This window comes from Actinotignum stranguriae, assembly GCF_051265215.1.
Lineage (GTDB): Bacteria > Actinomycetota > Actinomycetes > Actinomycetales > Actinomycetaceae > Actinotignum > Actinotignum schaalii_C.
Genome location: NZ_JBOZCJ010000016.1, coordinates 35,275 through 54,505, shown reverse-complemented (window position 1 = coordinate 54,505; position 19,231 = coordinate 35,275). Strand labels below are relative to the sequence as shown.

Genomic DNA, 19,231 nt, shown 5'->3' with positions numbered 1-19,231 from the left:
CACGGCTGGCACGGCTGGCACGGCTGGCACGGCTGGCACGGCTGGCACGGCTGGCACGGCTGGCACGGCTGGCACGGCTGGCACGGAGGATGTTTCCGGTTTCCATTCCTGGCCGTCAATCCGTATATGTCCGCCCGGGGAGACAACGGCGACCGCGCCGTTGTCGAGGTTGATTGTGATTGGGGCATGGAGTGCCATGCTCGCGGCGGCTTCCAACCGCGCGGTATCAGCCTTAGATAACTGCATCACTCCTCCTCACCTATTTCAGGTTCCTTCTCACCGGGTCTGTAGCTACGCCAGGTCCCGTTGCGTTCGTGTTCTTTCATGCGGTTCATGAAGCTGGCGAGCATGTCCCAACCGGCGTTGCGATCCATGCCAGCTTGGCTGGCGGTGCTGGCATTGCCAGCAGATACGGCAATTGTCTCGTTGCCGGCAAGGTTTTCTTCTGGTTGCATTTATTCAGCCTCCTCCACCGTGGCGGCGTTGCTCGGGTGGTCGTCTGGGACGACGAGGTCAGCCAGAGAGGGTACTTTGGCGAGGATTTCGCGGATGTAGGTCTTGTGTTTCTCGCAGGCGAGGTCCATGCCTTTTAGGTGCTGGTATTCCGCGTAAGCATCCCATACAGGGGCACTCTCGTCGTGCTTGTAGTCGAACTCTTCTCGGGCTTCCTCATATTCTTCATAGGCAGAACCCGCTTCGCGGTCGTATTCCTCGCTCTTACAGGAAAGACGAGAAAGCATCTGGCCTGCTAGGTCTTCACGCGCGGCGGTAATAATACGAGCGGTCCATGCCTCGAAAACAGCGTCGGCATCGCTGGTTAGTTTCCCGATCACCTCATCCATGTCGTAGTCGGTCTCGTTCAACCCTTGCTTTTCCAGGCTTTCCAGCCCGGCTTTGATCACCGCTTGCCGGACCGCGTAGCGCACGTCGTGGGTGGTTAGCTTCGAGGATTGATCTAGGTAGTACATGGTGGTTTTCCTTTCAGTCTTGGGTTTAGATGTTGCCTTTGGGCGCAGCACCGGCAACAACCGGTACGACATTCGTGTACTTTTCTACGCGGGCGTTGAGAATCGCGGTTATCCATTCGGAGAGTGAGATGCGGTTGCCGGTGGCGCAGTCGGCGAGCCAAGCGCCCCGGATGCGGTCAGCGTCTTCGCGGGGGAGGCGGATGGTGATTTTCGCGGTCTGCTGGCTGCTGGCCTTGCCAGCGGTGCCAGCGGTGCCAGCGGTGCCAGCGGTGCCAGCGGTGCCAGCGGTGCCAGCGGTGCCAGCGGTGCCAGCGAGGATGATATCTTCTCCACCCGCAACGATAGGGTTCGTAATCGGTGCTTTCTTGAGCGTTTGCATAGCGGCGGTGTCAGGCTTTTTCATTACTGTTCTTCCGTTTCTGTTTTGTGCGTGTCTTTGACTTTGTCGAGGTGTTTGATCGCCCGTTCGAGTTGGGCGTAGGTTTCGTTGAGCGTGAAGTACAGATCAACGAGCTGCTGGTCGCTGCCGTGTTTGATGATGTCGTTGCCCGACATTCTCCAGGGGTCGGAGTCCAGGCGCATTTCGAGCAGGGTTGCGTTTGATGCTGCTGCGTGCCAGAGCGTCACGGTATCGTTTGCGATCATGTTCCGGAAGTTGATGTCGTGGGGGTTGGTAAGCAGGCGGAGCAAGGTTTTCTTCGTCATTTTCATGGCGGTCTCCTTACAGAGCGGTGCTGCCATTGCTGGCATTGCTGGCATTGCCAGCAGATACGGCCACGCCAGCAGGTGCGGCAGCGCCAGCGGATACGGCGTTGCCGGCGAGTGTGGCTTGTAGGGTCTTGAATGCTTCCTCAATCAACGGGTCACCGCCATTTATTGGCGTGTGGTTAGTTGCGGTGTGGGGGAACGCTTCCCTGGCCGGCATATACCGAGCGAGAAGGTAGTCTCCGTAGGTTGCTTCTAGCTCGGTGAGCCATTTCCGGGTGTCGAGGCGGCCTCGTTGGTATGCGTTCACGAGGATGCCAGCAAGCTCCAGACCACCGTTGTAGAGGTTTTTGATTGTGGCGATGGTGGTGATCATCTCCGCAACCCCACCACAGGCAGTTTCCCGCGCGGTCGTCACGATCAACGCGGTATCTGCGGCGACGAGCGCGCCGGTCGTGAGCATCCCGAGGCTTGGTGGGCAGTCCACCACGATCACGTCGTAGACATCGCTTAGGGGTGCGAGGATTGCCTTCAGCCTATATTCCCGCCCTAAGGCGGTGTCATTTTCCCGATCCCACAAAGCTCTATCGGCGGGGAGTAGGTCAATACCCCAACCAGACACCGGCAGGATTGCTTGGCGGGCGGTTTCGGGTGGCGCGCCGGCGGCGGTCGCTGCGAGCACGTCATTGAGTGTCAAAGTATCGGCATCTACTTCGACGCCGAGCGTCGTCGTCGCGCTCCCTTGCGGATCGGCATCCACAAGCAACACGCGGGCACCGGCGGCGCGCGCGAGGCGGTGTGCGAGATTCGTGGCAATCGTCGTTTTACCGACGCCACCTTTCTGGTTACAGATAGCAATAATCATTGGTTTTCTTTCTCTATAGTCCTGGGATGTGGGTTGGTGCTGGCATGGCCAGCGTGGCCGCATTTGCTGGCATTGCCGTACCCGCTGGCATTGCCGTACCCGCTGGCATTGCCGTATCCGCTGGCAGCGGGGCACAGTATTTGTAGCGGTCTTGACGCGCGCCGAGCATTGCGTTTCGCATCGCATGGGGATCGGAACCGACGTAGCGTTGGGTCGTTGCTACTGATTCGTGCCCGAGGAGGTCTTTCACGGCCATAATGTCGTGGCCCTCAAGATAAGCGCGGGTTGCGAACCGGTGCCGGAGAGTGTGGAGAGTCCAGGGGTCGGGGAGTTCCCGGCGGGCGAGTCTTCCGATCCACGCTGCGGAGAGATGTCCATTCTTGCTTCCTGGGAATAGCCATGTTCCGGTCATGTTGAGCATTTCTTCCATCTCTAGATAGATATCTGTGGGGAGGGGAACCATGCGGGTTTTTCCTCCTTTGCCGCACACTTGGAGGCAGTATCCAAGGAGGTCTTTTCCGACGTGTTCTTTTTTGATCTGGGCAATTTCGTTGGCTCTTAGTCCGACCTCACCTGCGAGGCGGAGGATGAGCTGGGTTCGGGGAGGCGCGCCGTCGAGCGCGTCTTCATATACGGCTTCCGGTGTCGGCCGTGCCGTTGCTCGTAGCCGGTGCACAGGCCCGAGCACTTTTGCTGGGCTGTCTCCTTTGGAGAACCAGTCGAAGAAAGCTCTTACCGCGATGTAGTAGCCGTGCCGGGTTTCGGGGGCTATTTCTTTGCCGCTTGCCCAGTCGATGATGTCTTGTTCAGTGACCTCATTCGGCGGCTTATCAACCGTTCTTGCGAAGCTTCTCAGGGTTGCGGTGCGGTACGCGCGAGAACTTTCGCGGTGCCCAGCGAGAGTTTGAGTCTTTCCCCAATCGCAAAGTGCTTCTTCCCATCCTGCGGGAACGTTCCATTTGTTAAGTTTGTTCATGCGTACATTTTTCAGTTTTGCCTCAATGGCTAGGCGGAAAGATTGAACTTTTCTCCGCCCTATAGTTCACTTTTAGCGAACGTGGTGAAAATGTCGCATTATTTTAAAAAGGGTGGGGTGAGCCAAGCAAGTAAACCAAGGGTTGTGGGTTCGAATCCCACGGGGCCTACCATTTTCTTCGTTCGCCGAAGGGCACTACTTCACAGTTCGCCCTGGCCACGCAGCTGGTACACACCAGGCTCTTTATCTTCCCAAAATCCCGTGGATCCTAGCAGGAGCGCCTGGCCATCGACGAGCGTGCCCGGAGCCGGAGCAGGATCGATATCGCCCGGCAGAGCGAGCGTAATCAAGAACCCGCAATCTACTTCGCAGCGCCACCATTTTTGACCGGTTAAAGCATTGGCAACCAGTTCCGCAGTACGAACCGTTCCGCGCAGGATAACGTCCGGGGTGAGGTTATCCACCTCACCAGCCTCAAATTCTTCACCATGTATCGCAAGGCTCACACTGAGAATCAGTTGATCGCCCACAAGAGGATCGTCCTTCGCCACCGGCCGCATGACGCCGTTATCATTAACTTCGCGGCCGCCGTTCCATTCCTCCCAGGAGGAATACACCGCCATCTTTTTGGCGACGGCGCTCAGCCGGTAGTCCTCATACCCGGTATATTCTTCGTCATCACCACTTTCCCACCTGTCATACATGAAGGGGTCATCCACATACGCAATGAGGGTGCGGGCAGGAACATCCGGATAGTCGGGCGAATAAAGCTCGAAGAGCGTTATGGTGTCATCCACCCGCACGCTCACACCGCTCCACCAGCCGCAGCCCCACCACCGCGCCAACAACCCCGCACAGGAACACCATTTTCAGTACGGTGAGTTGCTCGACTCCGCGCGCGGCAGCAATTGCCACGGTGAGCACCGCGCCGGTCCCCGTCCACACTGCGTAGGCCGTGCCGAGCGGAATCTCGCGTAGCGCCCGCGAGAGCCCCCACATGGAAATGACGAGCGCGCAGGCAAATACTAGGGCCGGCACCGGGCGGGTGAGCCCGCGCGAATCACCGAGCGCCGTCGCCCATACGGCCTCGAAAATACCGGAACCTACCAGAATCGCCCAGGCCATCAGCTCACCACCTTGAGTCCCACCACCGAAGCGACGAGCACACTCAGCAGCAATACGCGAGCGCGCGAGGTGCTTTCCTGGCCGCTCAGCCAGCCGTACAGCACGGTGAGGCTCGCGCCCACACCTACCCAGACCGCGTAGGCCGTGCCGGTGGGGATCTCGCGCATAGCCCAGGCCAGGCCGAGGAGCGAGAGTGTTTGGGCCAGCACAAAGACCGCTACCGGCCCGCGCCGCGAGAAATGTTCAGATTTATCAAGGGCCGCCGCCCAGACGGTTTCAAGCGCCCCGGAGAACAGCAAAATTATCCACGCCATAGGTATTGTGGCCGTCTTTGCGCTGGGCGGGTACGGCTCCCTCGTCCGCGGCGGTTATTGCGCGCCCGCGGCCAGGCTAACACACGCGTCGGGGGAGTATCCTCGAAGCATGAATATCACCTCGCTCACCGTTTCCGGGCAACCGATTGCCGCATTCGATATCACCGCCACTCCGGAGCAGGGTTATTGCCTTGTTGCTATCACGTACGCGAACGGCTCGGAGCAGCGCCGTGTTCTTGCCGACGACGCCGCTCTCGTCCTTTCCGCGACTCCGGCCGCGGATGCAGCTGCGCTGGCGCTTCTCACCGAGGTGGGCGAGAGCGAGGTAGCCGAGAACGAAGTGGATCTGGAATCGCTGGCCGGGCAGCTGGTAGCTGTGGGAACCGCCCGCTTCCAGGCGGGAGTGTTGGGAGAGCCTACCGGCGGGCAGCTGGCGCTGCGGCCGGTGGCGCCGGGGCGGGTGAGCGAGCGGGATACTCCGCGTATTATCCCGGCCGAGATGCTTGAAGGGCGCGATCCCGCGGCGGTGTTCCCGCGCATTCCGGATGGTTTGCCCGATGCGTGGAATACGCCGGTGGGGCGTTTCACTCCCGAATATGAAGAACGTGCCCGGGTGGTGTGGGAGACGCTCACAGCGGCCGGCTACCGCCCCGAGTTCTGGTGGGCGGGCAGCGAGGATGGCGAAGTCATCGCAGTGCCTTTCGGGGAATGCGGGGAATCTTTCCTCGTCGGCATTGAGGAGCCGGAAGAACAGCGTGAGATCGACGCGCGAATTGCCGCTGGCGAGCTAGCTCAGTGGCTAGAAAGCGAAATTGACCTGCTGCGGCCAAATGAGTAGCGCGGCGGGTGGCGGCGTCGTCGTACTACCGCGCGCAGCGCGAGTCCAATGCCGCGCCGTAACGCACCGGCGCACTAATACCCGCGGCACAGACTGTTCTTCAGTAAGCTAAAGCTTGTGAAGGAATCAAAGAAGTCACCCTCCCTGATGGATCGGATTCGCTCGGCGGTGTCGCGGCGCGAACAGATTGAGCGCGTGGCCGAAGAGGCCGTGGAGCGTTACGCGAAGGACCCAGCCGATAGTAGCGGGCGTTCGCAGCGCACCGTTGTGGAGATTCATCCGGCCGGGGTGCAGCCGGTTCTTGTGACATGGGGCGTGAGCGCCTGGCTCCTCATCGGCGTGGTGATTGCCATCTGGGGTATTTTCCACATGGCGGCCTCGGTGCAGTGGGTGCTGGTGGCGGTGTTCCTCGGGCTGGTGATGACCTCGCTGCTCCATCCGATTGTCAATATTCTGGATCGGATTATGCCGCGGGCGCTGGCAACCGCGCTGGCTTTGCTCGGCCTGTTTGCGGCGCTGGGCGGGATTATTTACTGGATTGTTGATTCGGTGGCGAATCAGTGGTCGAGTCTTTCCGAGCAGATGCAGCGCGGCCTGGACGGGATTTTTAATTGGATTGCGGACGGGCCAATTCCGATTAATATTACGGTCGATGAGCTGCGCGCGGCCCTGAATGAGGGCATTGAACGCGCGGCCGCGTATCTGCAGGACAATGCGGGAAATATTGCGTCGACGGCGCTCTCGCAGGCCGGCACGGTTGCGCTGGCTTTCACCTTGATTGCGCTGGCGCTTTTCTGCTCGATTTTCTTCCTGGCGGCCGGGAAGAATATGTGGCTGTGGTTCATTAATGTGCTCCCGGATCGGGCGCGGCGGCGTACCCACGCGGCTGCTACCGCCGGGTGGTATAGCTTCTCGGGGTATGCGCGCGGCACGATTCTTATTGCGTTATGCGACGGCGTTATGGCCGCGATTCTCCTGGTGGCTTGCGGGGTTCCGCTGGCCGCTCCCCTGGCTGTGCTGGTGGTCATCGGTGCCTTTATTCCACTTTTTGGTGCCCCGGCGGCCATGATTATTGCAGCGTTGGTGGCTTTGGCCACGAAGGGTGTGGTTATTTCCTTGGTAGTGCTGGTGGGCGTGGCGCTCATTGGCCAGTTCGAGGGGCATGTGCTCCAACCGCTGATTATGGGGCATCAGGTTTCGCTCCACCCGGTCGTTATTGCGGTGGGCGTGACGGCCGGTACGTTCGTGGCGGGACTGCTGGGTGCGATTATTGTGATTCCACTTATTTCTATCGTGTGGGAAGTATTCAAGGTGCTGCGCCGTACCCCGGACAAGCCGCTTACGGAGCTCCCGGATCTGGATCTGCGCGATTTGGCGGGTACCGCGGTGGCGAAGCAGCTGCTGGAATACAACGCGAAGGAGCTCAATACCCGCGCGGAGGAATCGCCCTCGCCGGTCACGGCACGGGCGGCGTCGCACACCCTTGGTGGGGAGGATCGCGTACTCGATACCGCCGATATGAACTCCCCTACTCCCGCGGCTCCGGATCCGGATTACACCTACGATCAGCCTGATTTTGAGGTGGACGGGGAGGCACCCGGGCCTGATTACAATCCTGTGAAAGGATCGTGACCTCATACTGTTTGGGCAATGACGGTAATGAGGAGGATAACGAGGAGTGAACCGACCGTAGTGATAATGACGGCGTCGCGAGCCATAGTGACGCCGGAACGGTAGCGATGCGCGTAAACAAACACGTTGTTGGCGGTGGGGAAGGCTCCGATGATGGCGATGGCCATGAGGGCTTCGCCGCGCGCGCCGAGGAGATAACCAGCCCCGAAGGCAATAAGCGGCCCGAGGACGAGCCGGCAGAAGATGCCGAGCATGAGGGGTGCGCTTTCGCGTCCGAAGCGGGGCAGGTGCGCCCCGCGTAGGGACATTCCCATAGCCAGCAAAATAATGGGAACGTTCGCACCTGCCATTTTGGTGAGCGGTGCGGAGATGAGTTCCGGAATGGGTATTTCGAGGAGGGCGACCATAAGCCCGGCGAAGACCGCGATGAGTAGCGGGTTTTTGAGGCGGGAGAGGATGGTGCGCCACAGCCCTTCGGTTTTCTTCCCGGTTTGGTTGTCGAGGATGGAGAAGAATACCGGCACCATCACGAGGATTTGGAAAAGCAGGATGGGGGCGGCCGGGGTGGGGTCGCCGGTGATGGCCACGAGGAAGGCCACGCCCAGGTTGCCGATATTGGTATAGCAGGCAACGAGCGCGCCGACGGTGAGTTCGGTTCCTCGGCTTTTGAGCAGGGTGGCGGCCAGGGCTGTATAGATGAGTCCGGTTCCTACCGAGGAGATGATATTGGCGAGCCCGTTGACACCGAAGAAGGAGGCCGGGTCGGAGTTCGCGAGGGTGGTGAACATAAGTGCCGGCAGGGTGGTGTAGAAGACGAGCTGAGTGAGGGTGCGGTCGCTTCCCGGGGGCACGATTTTGCAGCGCGCGACGAGGTAGCCGACGAGCATAATCGCGATAATCACCCAAAAGTTGAGCAGTACAGAGGCCATAACAGCACTAGTGTAGACAGACTTCTTCAGGTGTGAGGGCGCGTCTCGAGCGCGCGGTGCGGCAGCGCAGCAGTGCGACGGTGTAGCAGCGCAGCGCAGCGCAGGGCGAGCCTATGTCCAGACGGCGGTGGCACGCAAAGCGCGATGGTCGGAGAGCGGCAAGAAGAGGTTTTCCGCCGCGCGCACATCTACCCCGGTTCCGAGGATATGGTCGATTTGGCTTTCCGGCTCATCGGAGGGGTAGGTGAGGGCTTCGGCAGCCGCTTCATATCCGGTGGCGGCTAGGGGTACATCGCAGCCGCGGATATTGAGATCCCCAATAATGAGGCGCGGGGCCTTCTCCAGACCGTGGCGCTGGGCGAACCCGGCGAGGGCTCCGGCTACGGTGCGTAGTTGCGTAACGTTGAGGCGGTACGTGTAAGTGAGGTGCGTTGCAGCGACGACGACGGAGTACCCGGGCGCCACTTTAATTTCCGCAAGGATCGCAACCCGGGGGATTTCACCAATCCCGATATTTGTCCGCAGGGTTTTCAGCCATGTTTCTTGCTGGTGGACGGGGAGGTTGATGACTTCACGAGCGCCGATGGGGTAGACGGAGAGGAGCGCAGTGCCAACGCCGCGGGCCTGCCCTTTTTTGGTGGAGCGGAGCCGGCCGCGTTCATTCTTGGTGGGCGCGAAAATGGCTTCGTGGTAGTTACCTGCGGCGAGGAGGGGTGCGTAGAGGTCCCCTCCGGCAGTGGTGACTTTGAGTTCTTGGAGGGCGAGGAGGTCCGGGCCAGCGGCGGTGATCTGCCGAATGGCTTTACTAATGGATTCGCGCTGCCATGTCACTTTGTCCGTGCCCGGGCGCGGGCGCCGTGAGGGCTTACCTTGCTGGAGGTTTGCGGACATGACATGAAGGCTCGGCATGGTTTCTCCTTTGTCGCGACCCGGTGGACACCGCCACCCCGGGAAGAGCCCCCGTTGGCCGCGGTGTGCAACACCGGTGATTCTACCGAATCTATGCGGTGGTGGACGTGCTTGCGGGTTTGGATAGTGGCCCGGACGCGGGCGAGGGCTGGGAGCCGGATGCGGGCTCAGTTTCGGGTTCGAAGGTGAGTGCTACGGAGTTCATGCAGTAACGCTGCCCAGTAGGGGTATGAGGTGCATCTGGAAAGACGTGCCCGAGGTGGGAATCGCAGGTGGCACAGCGGACTTCAGTGCGCGGGTATCCGAGTTTGTAATCAACGTCTGTTCGCACGGCATCACTGCGGGAAGGGTCATAGAAGCTGGGCCAGCCGCATCCGGCATCGAATTTGGTGGTGGAGCGGAAAAGTTCTGCCCCGCAGGCCCGGCACCGGTAGATACCTTCGCGTTCTTCGTTCAGGAGTTCGCCGGTGAAGGGCGCTTCGGTTCCGGCTTGGCGCAGGACCGTGAATTCTGCTGGGGTGAGAACCCGGGCCCATTCTTCATCGCTTTGCGGGAGCATCCGTGCCATGTGCTGTCCTTTCTTCAGTTTCCTTATTGTTGTCAGGTTGCTTTGTGGCGTCAGTTCCATCTGTTTCTTCGGAAATGGCCGGGAATACCGCGGTGGGAGGAGCCGATGATTCTGCTGGGACTTTGCCGGTTTCGTGAATAGGTTCTTGCTGACCGGTGCGGCGCGCGGCATTATGTTCGCGCTCCGCCAGAACTTCGGCTCCCGGCCCGGAGAATTCTTGGCCGCGCTTTTCTGCTTGGATAGATCCGGTGAACAGCGAAGCTTCGTGACCTTCCCGGATGCGGGTGGCCGGGCCTTCCGTGCCAGCCGTACTTGCGGGGCGGCTTGCTACGGGTACCCGCTCCGGGCGTACCGCCGCTTCGATATCAGCTGCGGAGAGGATCCGGGTTTCCCGGTAATCCTGCGGGTCGAAGGTGGTATCCGCGTCGCTTTGTTCCTGGGCACCGATGGAGGTGCGGGTGACTTCGCGAGCTGCAGGCTTGGCCGGCTCCCCCGACTCCCCCGACTCCACAGACGCGCATCGCGCGGATTCCTCGGCCACGACTTCCTCAGCTTCTTCAGCCTTAGCTTCGCGTGATTCGCCAGCCGCATCTCTTCCGCGCTGTTCCACATCGGATTCTGCCTGCTCCGCATCACTTCCCGCGGGAAGAGCACCGAGAGTGGGAGATTCAGCGGCGTCGTTATAAAAACGGGTGTGCGGGAAAGCATCCGGGGCGTTGTTTTGCAACCACACGATGAGCTTTTCGCGCACGTGGTTTCGCAAGTCGGTAAGTTCGCCGGGCGAGGAGGCGGAAACAATCGCGGAGACTTGCAGGCCGTTCGCGGTGGAGGCATCCCCCACCACGAGGGTGCCGGTGTCGCCATCCCAGAGGTCAGTATGAGCGAGGATACGGTCAAGTTCGGCACGTAGTTCCGCTATGGGAGCACTCCAGTCCAGCTGAAGGACCACCGAACCCATGATGTCCAGATCGCGCCGGCTCCAGTTTTCGAACGTGGTGGAAGTGAGTTTATTGGAAGGCACAATGAGACGCCGGCCGTCCCATACTTTGAGGACCACGTAGGACAGCGTGATTTCCTCAACAGTGCACATATTCCCATCCCAGATGACGATGTCATTGACACGAATGGAATCTGAGAAGGCCAGCTGCAGCCCAGCGAAGAGGGTACCCAGGGTGGATTGCGCAGCAATACCAACAACCAGGGAGATCACGCCCGCGGATGCGAAAAGTGAAGCGCCGGCGGCTTTTGCACCCGGGTAAGTCATGAGCATGGCAGCCAGGCCGATCACGATAATGAGGGCCACCGCTAAGCGCCGCAAAATCTGCAGCTGCGTTTGGACCCGGCGATAGCGCGTTTCAGCCACCCGCTCCACGAATTTGAGGTACGAGCGCGCTGCACCGTTGACCACACCAACAAGAAGCCAGGTCAGGCCCGCGATAATGAGGAGGAGCAGCAGGTGTTTGAGCACGGGCGACCAATTGGGCCGATCCTGTTCTGGGAAATTCTCCATGTAGGAGAACAATCCAAAGCGGGCACCCACCACCGCAAGTGTGAATTGCGTGGGTACTTGAATGCCACGCACCACATCAATCAGCCCGGTATGGCGCCGGAAACCGGCTTTGACCACCGCGACAACCACCACCGCGATCACCCAGCCGATAAACGCACCTAGCAAGCACACCCCGAGTAGCTGCGCGATATCAACCGTGGCGGCGACGGCCTGTTCCGCGACTTCGTGCAGATCCGAGGTGGGGGTGGGTTCCGGAGTGGGCACCTCAGTTTCCGCCCGCACCAAGGGCGCGAGCACGTGAGATTTCCAGGCGGCCAAGGCCCCCGCGAGTACCGATGCGTTCATGTCTGAAAGCCTAGTAGGTGCTTGCGACAGAAAAAGCGGCGTCGAACTTCTTTCGCCTCCGGCGTGAGATAACTGCGAGGCGCGTACGTAGCGTCTATCTGGTACGACGCCGCCCGCACGCAGCGTGGTCACTTCCCGGAATGCGCGAGTTACCGCGGAAAACTAGGTTGGTGATCGAGAACACTCTCGTTCAATTTGCTAAGACCTGGAATCCTACGTAAGCTTATACCCGTTCCCTCAGCGGGGACGCTTTGAGAACAACGTTCTTGAGCCCCCATCGTCTAGAGGCCTAGGACGCCGGACTTTCACTCCGGTAACACGGGTTCGAATCCCGTTGGGGGTACGCGATGGTTATTTGCCTAGCAAATGGCCCCGTAGCGCAGTTGGTTAGCGCGCCGCCCTGTCACGGCGGAGGTCGCGGGTTCAAGTCCCGTCGGGGTCGCGAAGGAAGAACGCCCGGGAAACCGGGTGTTTCTCTTTCGGCTCTGTAGCTCAGTTGGTAGAGCGTTCGACTGAAAATCGAAAGGTCACCGGATCGACGCCGGTCGGAGCCACCACCCGATCCCCTTGCTACAACAACAATTTCTCGCACTCACGCCACCTCCTTATCTTTGCTTTGGTGACCCAGTTCGAGATGCCTACCAAAAACATCCCCAACCCTGTGCGCTGCATCATCCCCACTAGCAACGTACAATTGGGCCTTCGGCGCATCTCAGCACCTCCGCGCAATGACCACACCACAGCCGAGCCCGCCCAACAACAGCGAACCCGCGCCCACAAATCCGGGACGTTAGTACCACCTCCACTATCGGAAATATTCGCAATTGCAATAATAGATAAGGTAATTATTGTCGTAAAACCGTTACATAGCCGCTCTATTCCGCACTTTTTTGCGACAGATCACGAACCTTAGCGACACTAAAGAAAAAGGCTTGACACGCACACACCACCTGGGACTAAAGTACTAACCGAGCCGGCGAAGTGGCTGGCGTCTCACTACTAAAAGAGGTGATTTTTAATGGCGAAAATTCTCATGGTGCTGTACCCGGATCCCGTGGACGGCTTCCCGCCCAAGTACATTCGTGATTCCATCCCCACGATTGATTCCTACCCGGGTGGCTCCAGCACCCCTACGCCGTCGGGCATCGATTTCACTCCGGGTGAGATGGTGGCATGTGTATCCGGCGCCCTGGGCCTGAAGAAGTGGGCTGCGGAGAACGGGCACGAACTCATCGTCACCTCCGATAAGGAAGGCGAGAATTCGGAATTTGAGAAGCACCTGCCGGAAGCGGACGTGGTTATTTCTCAACCGTTCTGGCCCGCTTACCTGGGTAAGGATCGCCTGGAGAAGGCCAAGAACCTCAAGCTTGCTATCACCGCCGGCGTGGGCTCTGATCACGTGGACCTCACCGAAGCGATGAAGCGCAATATTACGGTTGCTGAGGTGACCTACTCGAACTCGATTTCAGTGGCTGAACATGCGGCCATGACCATCCTCAACCTGGTGCGTAATTTCGTTCCCGCCCATCGCATCGTCACCGACGAAAAGGGCTGGAACATTGCCGATGCCGTCAAGTGGTCCTATGACCTGGAGGGCATGGACGTCGGTGTTATCGCCGCCGGGCGTATCGGCCGGGCTCTGCTCAAGCGCATGAAGCCCTTCGATGTCAACCTGCACTACTACGATCTGTACCGTCTCGATCCGCAGACGGAAAAGGAACTCGGTGCCACCTATCATGAAACCGTCGAGGATCTCATGCGCAGCGTGGACGTGGTTTCCATCCATTCCCCGCTCACCTCGGATACCTATCATATGGTGGACGAGAAGATGATCAATTCGATGCGCCGCGGCTCCTACATTGTCAATACCGCCCGCGCTGAAATTGTGGTGCGCGACGACATTGTCAAGGCTCTCGAATCCGGTCAGCTCGGTGGTTACGGTGGGGACGTGTGGTACCCGCAGCCTCCGGCCGAGGACCATCCGTGGCGCACTATGCCGCGTAACGCGATGACCCCGCATACCTCCGGTTCCTCGCTGTCCGCACAGACTCGCTACGCTGCCGGCACCCGCGAAATTCTTGAAGATTTCTTCGCTGGCCGCCAGCTGCGCGATTCCTACATTATCGTCCAGGGTGGGGCGCTCGCCGGAACCGGCGCAAAGTCCTACACCACTGACGGTAAAGCCAGCCCCGGTTCCACCGGTAAGTAATAAATTCTCTAGCTCTCGCAAGTCCTGAACTCTCCGTCGGCGCCGTGTGGCGAAGCGTGATCTCCCCTCTCGGGAATCCGATTCGCTGCGCGGTGCCGGTGTCATATACGGGTATTTCGCGGCGCCGGTGCCGTGCATGCGTTAACCGCCCCGCTCCGCGCGCTAGCAGCCTTCCGCTAGGCCAGCATCTTCCCAATCTATGTCCGGTTTATACCCAGGAACGCCCACTAGCCTGCGCACCGGGAATCATCCCTTTCACTTTCACGGTCGAAACAGAAAGAGAACTCTTATGCGCACATCGGCGCTCCTCATGACGGGGGCTCTGCTGGTCCCGTTCGCCGCCCAGGCACTGCCGGTCCTCAGTCCCGCTCCCGCCGCCGCCAGCGAATCCACGCCCGGTGACAATTCCGCAGCGCAGCTCGCCGAGGCTCGCGCCCGGCTCACCGCCGCCATCGCGGCTCGCGACTCCATTCTCACCGAGATGAAGGAGAGCGGCGCGAGCACCGCGGATATCCAGAGCGCCGCGCAGGCCTACGCGCGGGCGAATGCGCAGGCGGAGGCCGCGCAGCAGGCTTATGATGCCGCGGTAGCGAAAGCTTCCGGTTTCGATTCCGCGAAGAAGGGGTACGACGACGCCGCAGCCGCCATGCCCCATCTCACCACAAATGCCGAGTCAACTAAGGCCCGCCGCGATGCCGCACAGGCCGCTTACGATAAGGCCATCGCGCCCAATCCTGAGGCTGCCAAAGCGGCCCAGGAAAAGGTTGACGCTGCCCGGGCTAAGCTTGAAGAATCCAAGGCCGCAGCGCAGCAGCAATGGGACCGAGGTGCCCTCGGGTTCTATGAAACACGGAGCGCCCAAAAAGCTCTGGATGTTTTCAGCACCGACAAGGACTACCTGGGTAAGCCGCTGGCCTCCTATACCCATCCGGGTGCAGCTGATGATGCTACGAACCTGGATTCCATGGCGAAAACCCTCAACCTTATAAATAAGATCAACGAGCTGCGCGCGCAGCATCAGCTCGAGCCCCTCAAGGTCACGGACTACCTTATGGCGGTAGCGCAGCTGCAGGTGAACGCGCAGTCCCGCACCAATAAGATGGCTCATATTAAGGCGTTCAATGTGGCGGAGAACCTCGCTTCCGCCCGCTATGCCGGAGATGAGCTCTCTCTCAAGCTCTGGTATCACAACGAAAAGGCCCTCCACGATCAGGGCGTCACGGATTTCGCAAAAGTCGGGCATTACCTTAATATTGTCAACCGCGATTACACCGTGACGGGAATGGCTTACGCTCCCAATATTCAGGCAAATACCTTTGATCACACTCCTCTCTACGGGGATCACTCCGAAGCGCAAACGGTTGCCGAGTACTCCGATTCATTGCAGCGCTACATGAATGGTCTCAAAGATGAGATGGCACACGGCTCCTCCCCGGCTCGCACGAATTTGGCCGATGCCACAGCCGAACTTGAAGCAGCTACCCAAGGCACCACCGAATCTGTCGAAGCCCAGGTCGCGAAGGCGAAACTAGAAACTGCCACGCGTGAATACGAGGCCGCCAAAGCCGCACTCGATGCCGGGCAGGCCAAGCTCACTGCTGCGACCGAAACCTATGAGAGCGCGAAGTCCGCAAAGCAAGCTGTCCAGAAACTGGCAGAACAGCTCGCCGCGGCAAGCGCGGAACGTGATCGTGCCGCCGCCCGCGCCGCACAGCTCGGCGAATTTGGCCAGCGGCTTGCCGCCGCCGAAGCTGATGTGGCGCGCGCTCAGGCCGATGTGGATCGTCTCTCTCCGGCGCCCGCACCCAAGCCCACGCCGGGCGGCCCCGGTACGGATATGCCCGCCACCGGCAATGTTTTCTATGTTTCCAATGATTGGACCTCGCGCCAGGCCAGCAATGTGTTCTCCTACGGGCGCGCGGGCGATGAGGTTCTCGTGGGTGACTGGGACGGCGACGGTGTCGATACGTTCGCGGTGCGGCGCGGCAATAAGATCTACGTGAAGAACAGCGTCGACGGCGGGGCTGCCGATGTTGAATTCTCCTACGGTCGTGCCGGTGATGAGATCCTGGTGGGCGATTTCGATGGCGATGGGAAGGATACCTTCGCGGTGCGGCGGGGCAATACCTTCTACGTCCTCAATTCTTTGCACGGCGGAGAGGCCGACAAGGTGGTCCACTACGGCCGCGCGGGCGATACTGTGCTCACCGGCGATTTCGACGGGGACGGGAAGGATACCTTCGCGGTGCGGCGCGGCAACCTGTACTACGTCAAGAACGTTATTGGGGGTGGCGCGGCGGATACCGTTTTTTCTTACGGCCGTGCGGGTGACGCCACAATCCTGGGCGATTTCGATGGCGACGGCGTAGATACGCTGGCGGTGCGCCGCGGCAATACCGTTTATGTGAAGAACTCGCTGACCGCTGGAGAAGCGGATCAGGTCCTCACCTACGGGCGGGCCTCCGATCAGCTCTTCGTGGGCGATTGGGACGGCAACGGTACCGATACCCCCGCCGTTCGCCGCTAGCCCGTAACACTCCGAACCGCTACCGAGGTGGCGCGTTAGCCAAGGCCCGCAACCTATGTGCTAGCGCGCCACTTCGCCGCCGGAAATCTCCGCGATGGTGAGTTCTTCGCGGGTGGGCCCGCCTTCCCAATCGCCGATGGTGCCCACCGCGAAGGCTCCCAGGAGGTGCCCGCGATCCAGGCGCTCCGCGAAGGAAAGCCCCTCAAGCCACCCGGAAAGATACCCGGCCACGAAGGCATCACCAGCCCCGATGGTGTCCACCACGGTGACCCGCCGCCCGGGTCGTTCCACCGACTCGGTGGGTGTGGTCACGCGCGCCGTCGTCGAATCCTTCCACACCACTTCCGCAACGCCCCAGTCCAGCAGGCGCTGAGTTGCCGCGGACACCTCGGATTCACCGGTGAGCAGCTCAAGTTCCTCCGTACCGCCGAAGACCACATGCGCCCCGCGCGCGATCCGCGCGAGCACCGGGGCCGCATCCGCCGCCTCCCACAAGCGCGAGCGGAAATTGACGTCGAAGGAGACCGGTACCCCGCGCTCCCCGGCCAGCTCCACCGCGAGCATCGTGGCAGCGCGCGCTTCCTCCCCGAGCGCCGGGGTGATACCCGTGAGGTGCACAATTTTTGGTTCCAGCTCAAACATGGCGCGGATCTGCTCGGCGGTAATGAGCCGCCCGGCGGAGAACTTACGATGGTAATCCACCGCAAAAGTCCCCAAGCCCGCGTGGCGCGACACCAGCACCCCGGTGGGCGCGGTGGTGATTTGGCGGGCGTGATCCCAACGCACACCCTCGCCGCGCAGGGTGCGCATAATCATGTAACCGAACAGATCCTTGCCGACGCTACCAACCCACGCCGTGGAATGGCCCAGCCGCGCCATCCCGATGGCCACATTCGTTTCCGCACCGCCGAAAGACGCGCGCGGTCGCGCCCCGATCTGCGGGGATTCCGTAAAGGTCAGAGCCCCCATCGATTCGCCGAAAGTCACCAAATCCGTCATATTTTTCCTCCTTGATGACGACGCCGCCCGCGCCCCGCCGCCCCGGCCTGGTGCGCCGGCGCCGCGTGCGTGGCGGTCACCATAGCCATCATATCGAGGGGGAGCACGCACGGGAGAAGAGGTCCGGCGTCGTCGTTAATAAAGGAAAAAGCACACAGCGCAAGCCACAACGAGACGCAAGCCCCGGCGTGAAACTCCGCACATCACAACCCCCAGCACCACACCTAACTAAAACATCACAGGAGTTTTACTGTATCTTTACCAATGGGAGGAGGTTCCACGCACCCCTCCCCTAAGCTTCGCGCAACTATCGCAACCGTAGGAGGGACGATGAACGCATATACGCCGTGGGCCATGCTGGTCGACGCCGGAATGATTGGCCTGCTGCTCGCCATTGGGGTATTCCTGCGCGCCCGAGTGAAGTGGCTGCAGAATATGCTGGTTCCCGCCTCGGTGATCGCCGGCGCATTGGGGCTGGTGCTCGGCCCGAATGTACTCGGTGCGATAGCGAAAAACCGCGGCTGGCATATCGGCTCCTGGCAGGTAACCGGGATTCCGTTCTCCGAGCATATGGGCACCTACGCCTCGATTCTTATCGTCATCGTATTCGCCTGCATGGCACTCACCGATGATTTCGACATCCGCAAAGTCAATAAAGCGGTAGGCGGTTTCGCCTCTTACGGGGTGCTCATGTACGGGGCGCAGGTGGCGCTCGGCATGGCTTTCGCGCTGCTTTTCCTCACCCCGGTGCTCGGTTCGCCGGACGTGCTCGGAATTATGCTCTTCACCGGATGGGCGGGCGGTTTCGGAACCGCCGCCGCCGTGGGCAATATTTACGCGGAAAATGGGCAACCGGAAGTGGCCTCACTGGCCTTCACCTCGGCCACGGTCGGCCTGCTGGTCGGGGTGATCGGCGGGATTATTCTCGCGAAATTCGGGGCGCGGCGCGGGCAGGCCAAGGCTTTCCGCGGCATGGATTCCCTGCCCGATGAACTCCGCACCGGGGTGCTCGACGCCAATAAACGCCGCCCGGCCCTGGGATACCACACCTTCTCCGGCGGCTCGATTGAGACGCTCTCTTTCGAGGTTGGAATTGTGAGCCTGGTGGCGGTGGCTGGCTACGGCATCGGCCAGCTCCTCAAGCATCTTTTCCCCGGCATTTCCTTCCCGCTTTTCGCCATCGCTTTCCTGGTGGGCATCGTGGTGCGTATCGTCATGAACGGGGTGGGTGCCTCCCATCTGCTCGACGCGGGCACCCTACGCTCGGTATCCGGCCTATGCACAGACATTCTTATCGTGTGCGGTATCGCGTCCATTCATCCGGAATTTGTATCTGACCACATTCTTGCTCTCGGGTTGCTGTTCCTCTTCGGCCTTATCCTGTGCACGGTTCTGGGCCTGGTAGTGGCCCCGCGGCTCATGGGCGAGGGCTGGTTCGAACGCCAGCTCTTCACCTGGGGCTGGGCCACCGGCTCGGTCTCCACCGGCCTGGCGCTGCTGCGCATCGTGGATCCCAAGCTGGAATCGGGCACCATCGAGCAATTCGGTTACGCCTACCTACCCGTGGTACCGGTGGAGATTTCCGCGGTGTCCTTCGTGCCCGTTATGGCTTTGGCCGGAATGGGCTGGGCCGTGGTGGGTGTCTGGGGCGCCATCGCGGTGCTCGGACTGCTAGGCGGCTGGTGGGTGGTGCGCTCCGGGCATGCGAATACTCACGGCGCGCCCGGCCCGGTGGGCACCCTGGGTACCGGGTTTACGGGCTAGGCGGATCGGTTGCGCGGGGCGGGCCACCAGGCGACTCGCGGCACCGCC

At 60.7% G+C, this 19,231-nt stretch carries 20 protein-coding genes and 3 tRNA genes; 8 read left to right on the top strand and 15 right to left on the bottom strand.

Annotated features, from left to right (window positions below; translation table 11 throughout):
• The 10 genes from ACRQEG_RS06615 to ACRQEG_RS06570 form a co-directional block, all read right to left on the bottom strand.
• The coding region (locus ACRQEG_RS06615; protein ID WP_284906002.1) for a hypothetical protein at positions 1 to 246 on the bottom strand (246 nt) is incomplete at its 3' end.
• Positions 246 to 455, bottom strand: a complete 210-nt coding sequence (locus tag ACRQEG_RS06610; protein ID WP_284906000.1) for a hypothetical protein — start codon at positions 453 to 455, stop codon at positions 246 to 248. The genes ACRQEG_RS06610 and ACRQEG_RS06615, both read right to left, overlap by 1 nt.
• Positions 456 to 968, bottom strand: coding sequence for a hypothetical protein (locus tag ACRQEG_RS06605; RefSeq protein WP_284905998.1), 513 nt, complete (start codon positions 966 to 968; stop codon positions 456 to 458).
• A 25-nt stretch (positions 969 to 993) separates the two neighbouring features.
• Positions 994 to 1,371: a hypothetical protein gene (locus tag ACRQEG_RS06600; RefSeq protein ID WP_284905996.1), complete on the bottom strand. Its 378-nt coding sequence runs from the start codon at positions 1,369 to 1,371 to the stop codon at positions 994 to 996.
• A complete protein-coding gene (locus ACRQEG_RS06595; protein WP_274734106.1) occupies positions 1,371 to 1,679 on the bottom strand; it encodes a hypothetical protein in 309 nt (102 codons plus the stop codon). Before ACRQEG_RS06595 ends, ACRQEG_RS06600 begins: the two co-directional genes overlap by 1 nt.
• Positions 1,680 to 1,689: 10 nt before the next feature.
• Positions 1,690 to 2,538, bottom strand: a complete 849-nt coding sequence (locus ACRQEG_RS06590; protein WP_274734107.1) for a ParA family protein — start codon at positions 2,536 to 2,538, stop codon at positions 1,690 to 1,692.
• Positions 2,539 to 2,551: 13 nt separating this feature from the next.
• Positions 2,552 to 3,514, bottom strand: coding sequence for a tyrosine-type recombinase/integrase (locus ACRQEG_RS06585; RefSeq protein ID WP_284905994.1), 963 nt, complete (start codon positions 3,512 to 3,514; stop codon positions 2,552 to 2,554).
• A gap of 200 nt (positions 3,515 to 3,714) precedes the next feature.
• Positions 3,715 to 4,323, bottom strand: coding sequence for a hypothetical protein (locus ACRQEG_RS06580; protein ID WP_274734110.1), 609 nt, complete (start codon positions 4,321 to 4,323; stop codon positions 3,715 to 3,717).
• Positions 4,304 to 4,639 carry a DMT family transporter gene (locus ACRQEG_RS06575; RefSeq protein ID WP_274734111.1) on the bottom strand — a complete coding sequence of 112 codons (336 nt, stop codon included), beginning with the start codon at positions 4,637 to 4,639 and terminating at the stop codon, positions 4,304 to 4,306. The genes ACRQEG_RS06580 and ACRQEG_RS06575 overlap by 20 nt, the downstream gene beginning before the upstream one ends.
• A complete protein-coding gene (locus ACRQEG_RS06570) occupies positions 4,639 to 4,953 on the bottom strand; it encodes a DMT family transporter (protein WP_274734113.1) in 315 nt (104 codons plus the stop codon). The genes ACRQEG_RS06575 and ACRQEG_RS06570 overlap by 1 nt, the downstream gene beginning before the upstream one ends.
• Before the next feature lie 109 nt (positions 4,954 to 5,062).
• On the opposite strand from ACRQEG_RS06570, the gene ACRQEG_RS06565 reads away from it, so the two are divergent.
• A complete protein-coding gene (locus ACRQEG_RS06565; RefSeq protein ID WP_126135798.1) occupies positions 5,063 to 5,791 on the top strand; it encodes a hypothetical protein in 729 nt (242 codons plus the stop codon).
• A 117-nt stretch (positions 5,792 to 5,908) separates the two neighbouring features.
• On the top strand, positions 5,909 to 7,423 hold the full coding sequence (locus tag ACRQEG_RS06560; RefSeq protein WP_274734114.1) for an AI-2E family transporter: 1,515 nt from the start codon (positions 5,909 to 5,911) through the stop codon (positions 7,421 to 7,423).
• A 2-nt stretch (positions 7,424 to 7,425) separates the two neighbouring features.
• On the opposite strand, the gene ACRQEG_RS06555 is transcribed toward ACRQEG_RS06560, so the two are convergent.
• The 4 genes from ACRQEG_RS06555 to ACRQEG_RS06540 form a co-directional block, all read right to left on the bottom strand.
• The gene (locus ACRQEG_RS06555; RefSeq protein WP_274734116.1) at positions 7,426 to 8,352 is read right to left on the bottom strand and encodes an AEC family transporter; all 927 of its coding nucleotides are present in this window, start codon (positions 8,350 to 8,352) and stop codon (positions 7,426 to 7,428) included.
• 111 nt (positions 8,353 to 8,463) lie between these two features.
• Positions 8,464 to 9,261 carry an endonuclease/exonuclease/phosphatase family protein gene (locus ACRQEG_RS06550; RefSeq protein ID WP_274734118.1) on the bottom strand — a complete coding sequence of 266 codons (798 nt, stop codon included), beginning with the start codon at positions 9,259 to 9,261 and terminating at the stop codon, positions 8,464 to 8,466.
• Between the two features lie 91 nt (positions 9,262 to 9,352).
• Positions 9,353 to 9,829, bottom strand: a complete 477-nt coding sequence (gene msrB / locus ACRQEG_RS06545) for a peptide-methionine (R)-S-oxide reductase MsrB (RefSeq protein ID WP_126135801.1) — start codon at positions 9,827 to 9,829, stop codon at positions 9,353 to 9,355.
• Positions 9,801 to 11,684: a mechanosensitive ion channel family protein gene (locus ACRQEG_RS06540; protein ID WP_274734120.1), complete on the bottom strand. Its 1,884-nt coding sequence runs from the start codon at positions 11,682 to 11,684 to the stop codon at positions 9,801 to 9,803. Before ACRQEG_RS06540 ends, msrB begins: the two co-directional genes overlap by 29 nt.
• Before the next feature lie 270 nt (positions 11,685 to 11,954).
• Between ACRQEG_RS06540 and ACRQEG_RS06535 the strand changes: the two genes are divergently transcribed.
• From ACRQEG_RS06535 to ACRQEG_RS06515, 5 genes are all read left to right on the top strand, one after another.
• Positions 11,955 to 12,027, top strand: a tRNA-Glu gene (locus ACRQEG_RS06535).
• A gap of 25 nt (positions 12,028 to 12,052) precedes the next feature.
• A tRNA-Asp gene (locus tag ACRQEG_RS06530) sits at positions 12,053 to 12,126 on the top strand.
• A gap of 39 nt (positions 12,127 to 12,165) precedes the next feature.
• Positions 12,166 to 12,241 (top strand) — tRNA-Phe (locus ACRQEG_RS06525).
• A gap of 461 nt (positions 12,242 to 12,702) precedes the next feature.
• The gene (locus ACRQEG_RS06520) at positions 12,703 to 13,893 is read left to right on the top strand and encodes an NAD-dependent formate dehydrogenase (RefSeq protein ID WP_126135954.1); all 1,191 of its coding nucleotides are present in this window, start codon (positions 12,703 to 12,705) and stop codon (positions 13,891 to 13,893) included.
• A 289-nt stretch (positions 13,894 to 14,182) separates the two neighbouring features.
• Complete coding sequence (locus ACRQEG_RS06515) at positions 14,183 to 16,420, top strand: CAP domain-containing protein (protein WP_320758076.1); 2,238 nt, start codon at positions 14,183 to 14,185, stop codon at positions 16,418 to 16,420.
• Between the two features lie 60 nt (positions 16,421 to 16,480).
• Here the strand turns inward: ACRQEG_RS06515 and ACRQEG_RS06510 are convergent, their stop codons facing one another.
• Positions 16,481 to 17,419 (bottom strand): sugar kinase, encoded by a 939-nt coding sequence (locus tag ACRQEG_RS06510; protein ID WP_435730835.1) that lies wholly within the window; start codon positions 17,417 to 17,419, stop codon positions 16,481 to 16,483.
• Between the two features lie 330 nt (positions 17,420 to 17,749).
• Between ACRQEG_RS06510 and ACRQEG_RS06505 the strand changes: the two genes are divergently transcribed.
• Positions 17,750 to 19,183, top strand: a complete 1,434-nt coding sequence (locus ACRQEG_RS06505; protein ID WP_320758074.1) for a sodium/glutamate symporter — start codon at positions 17,750 to 17,752, stop codon at positions 19,181 to 19,183.
• Positions 19,184 to 19,231 lie beyond the last annotated feature (48 nt).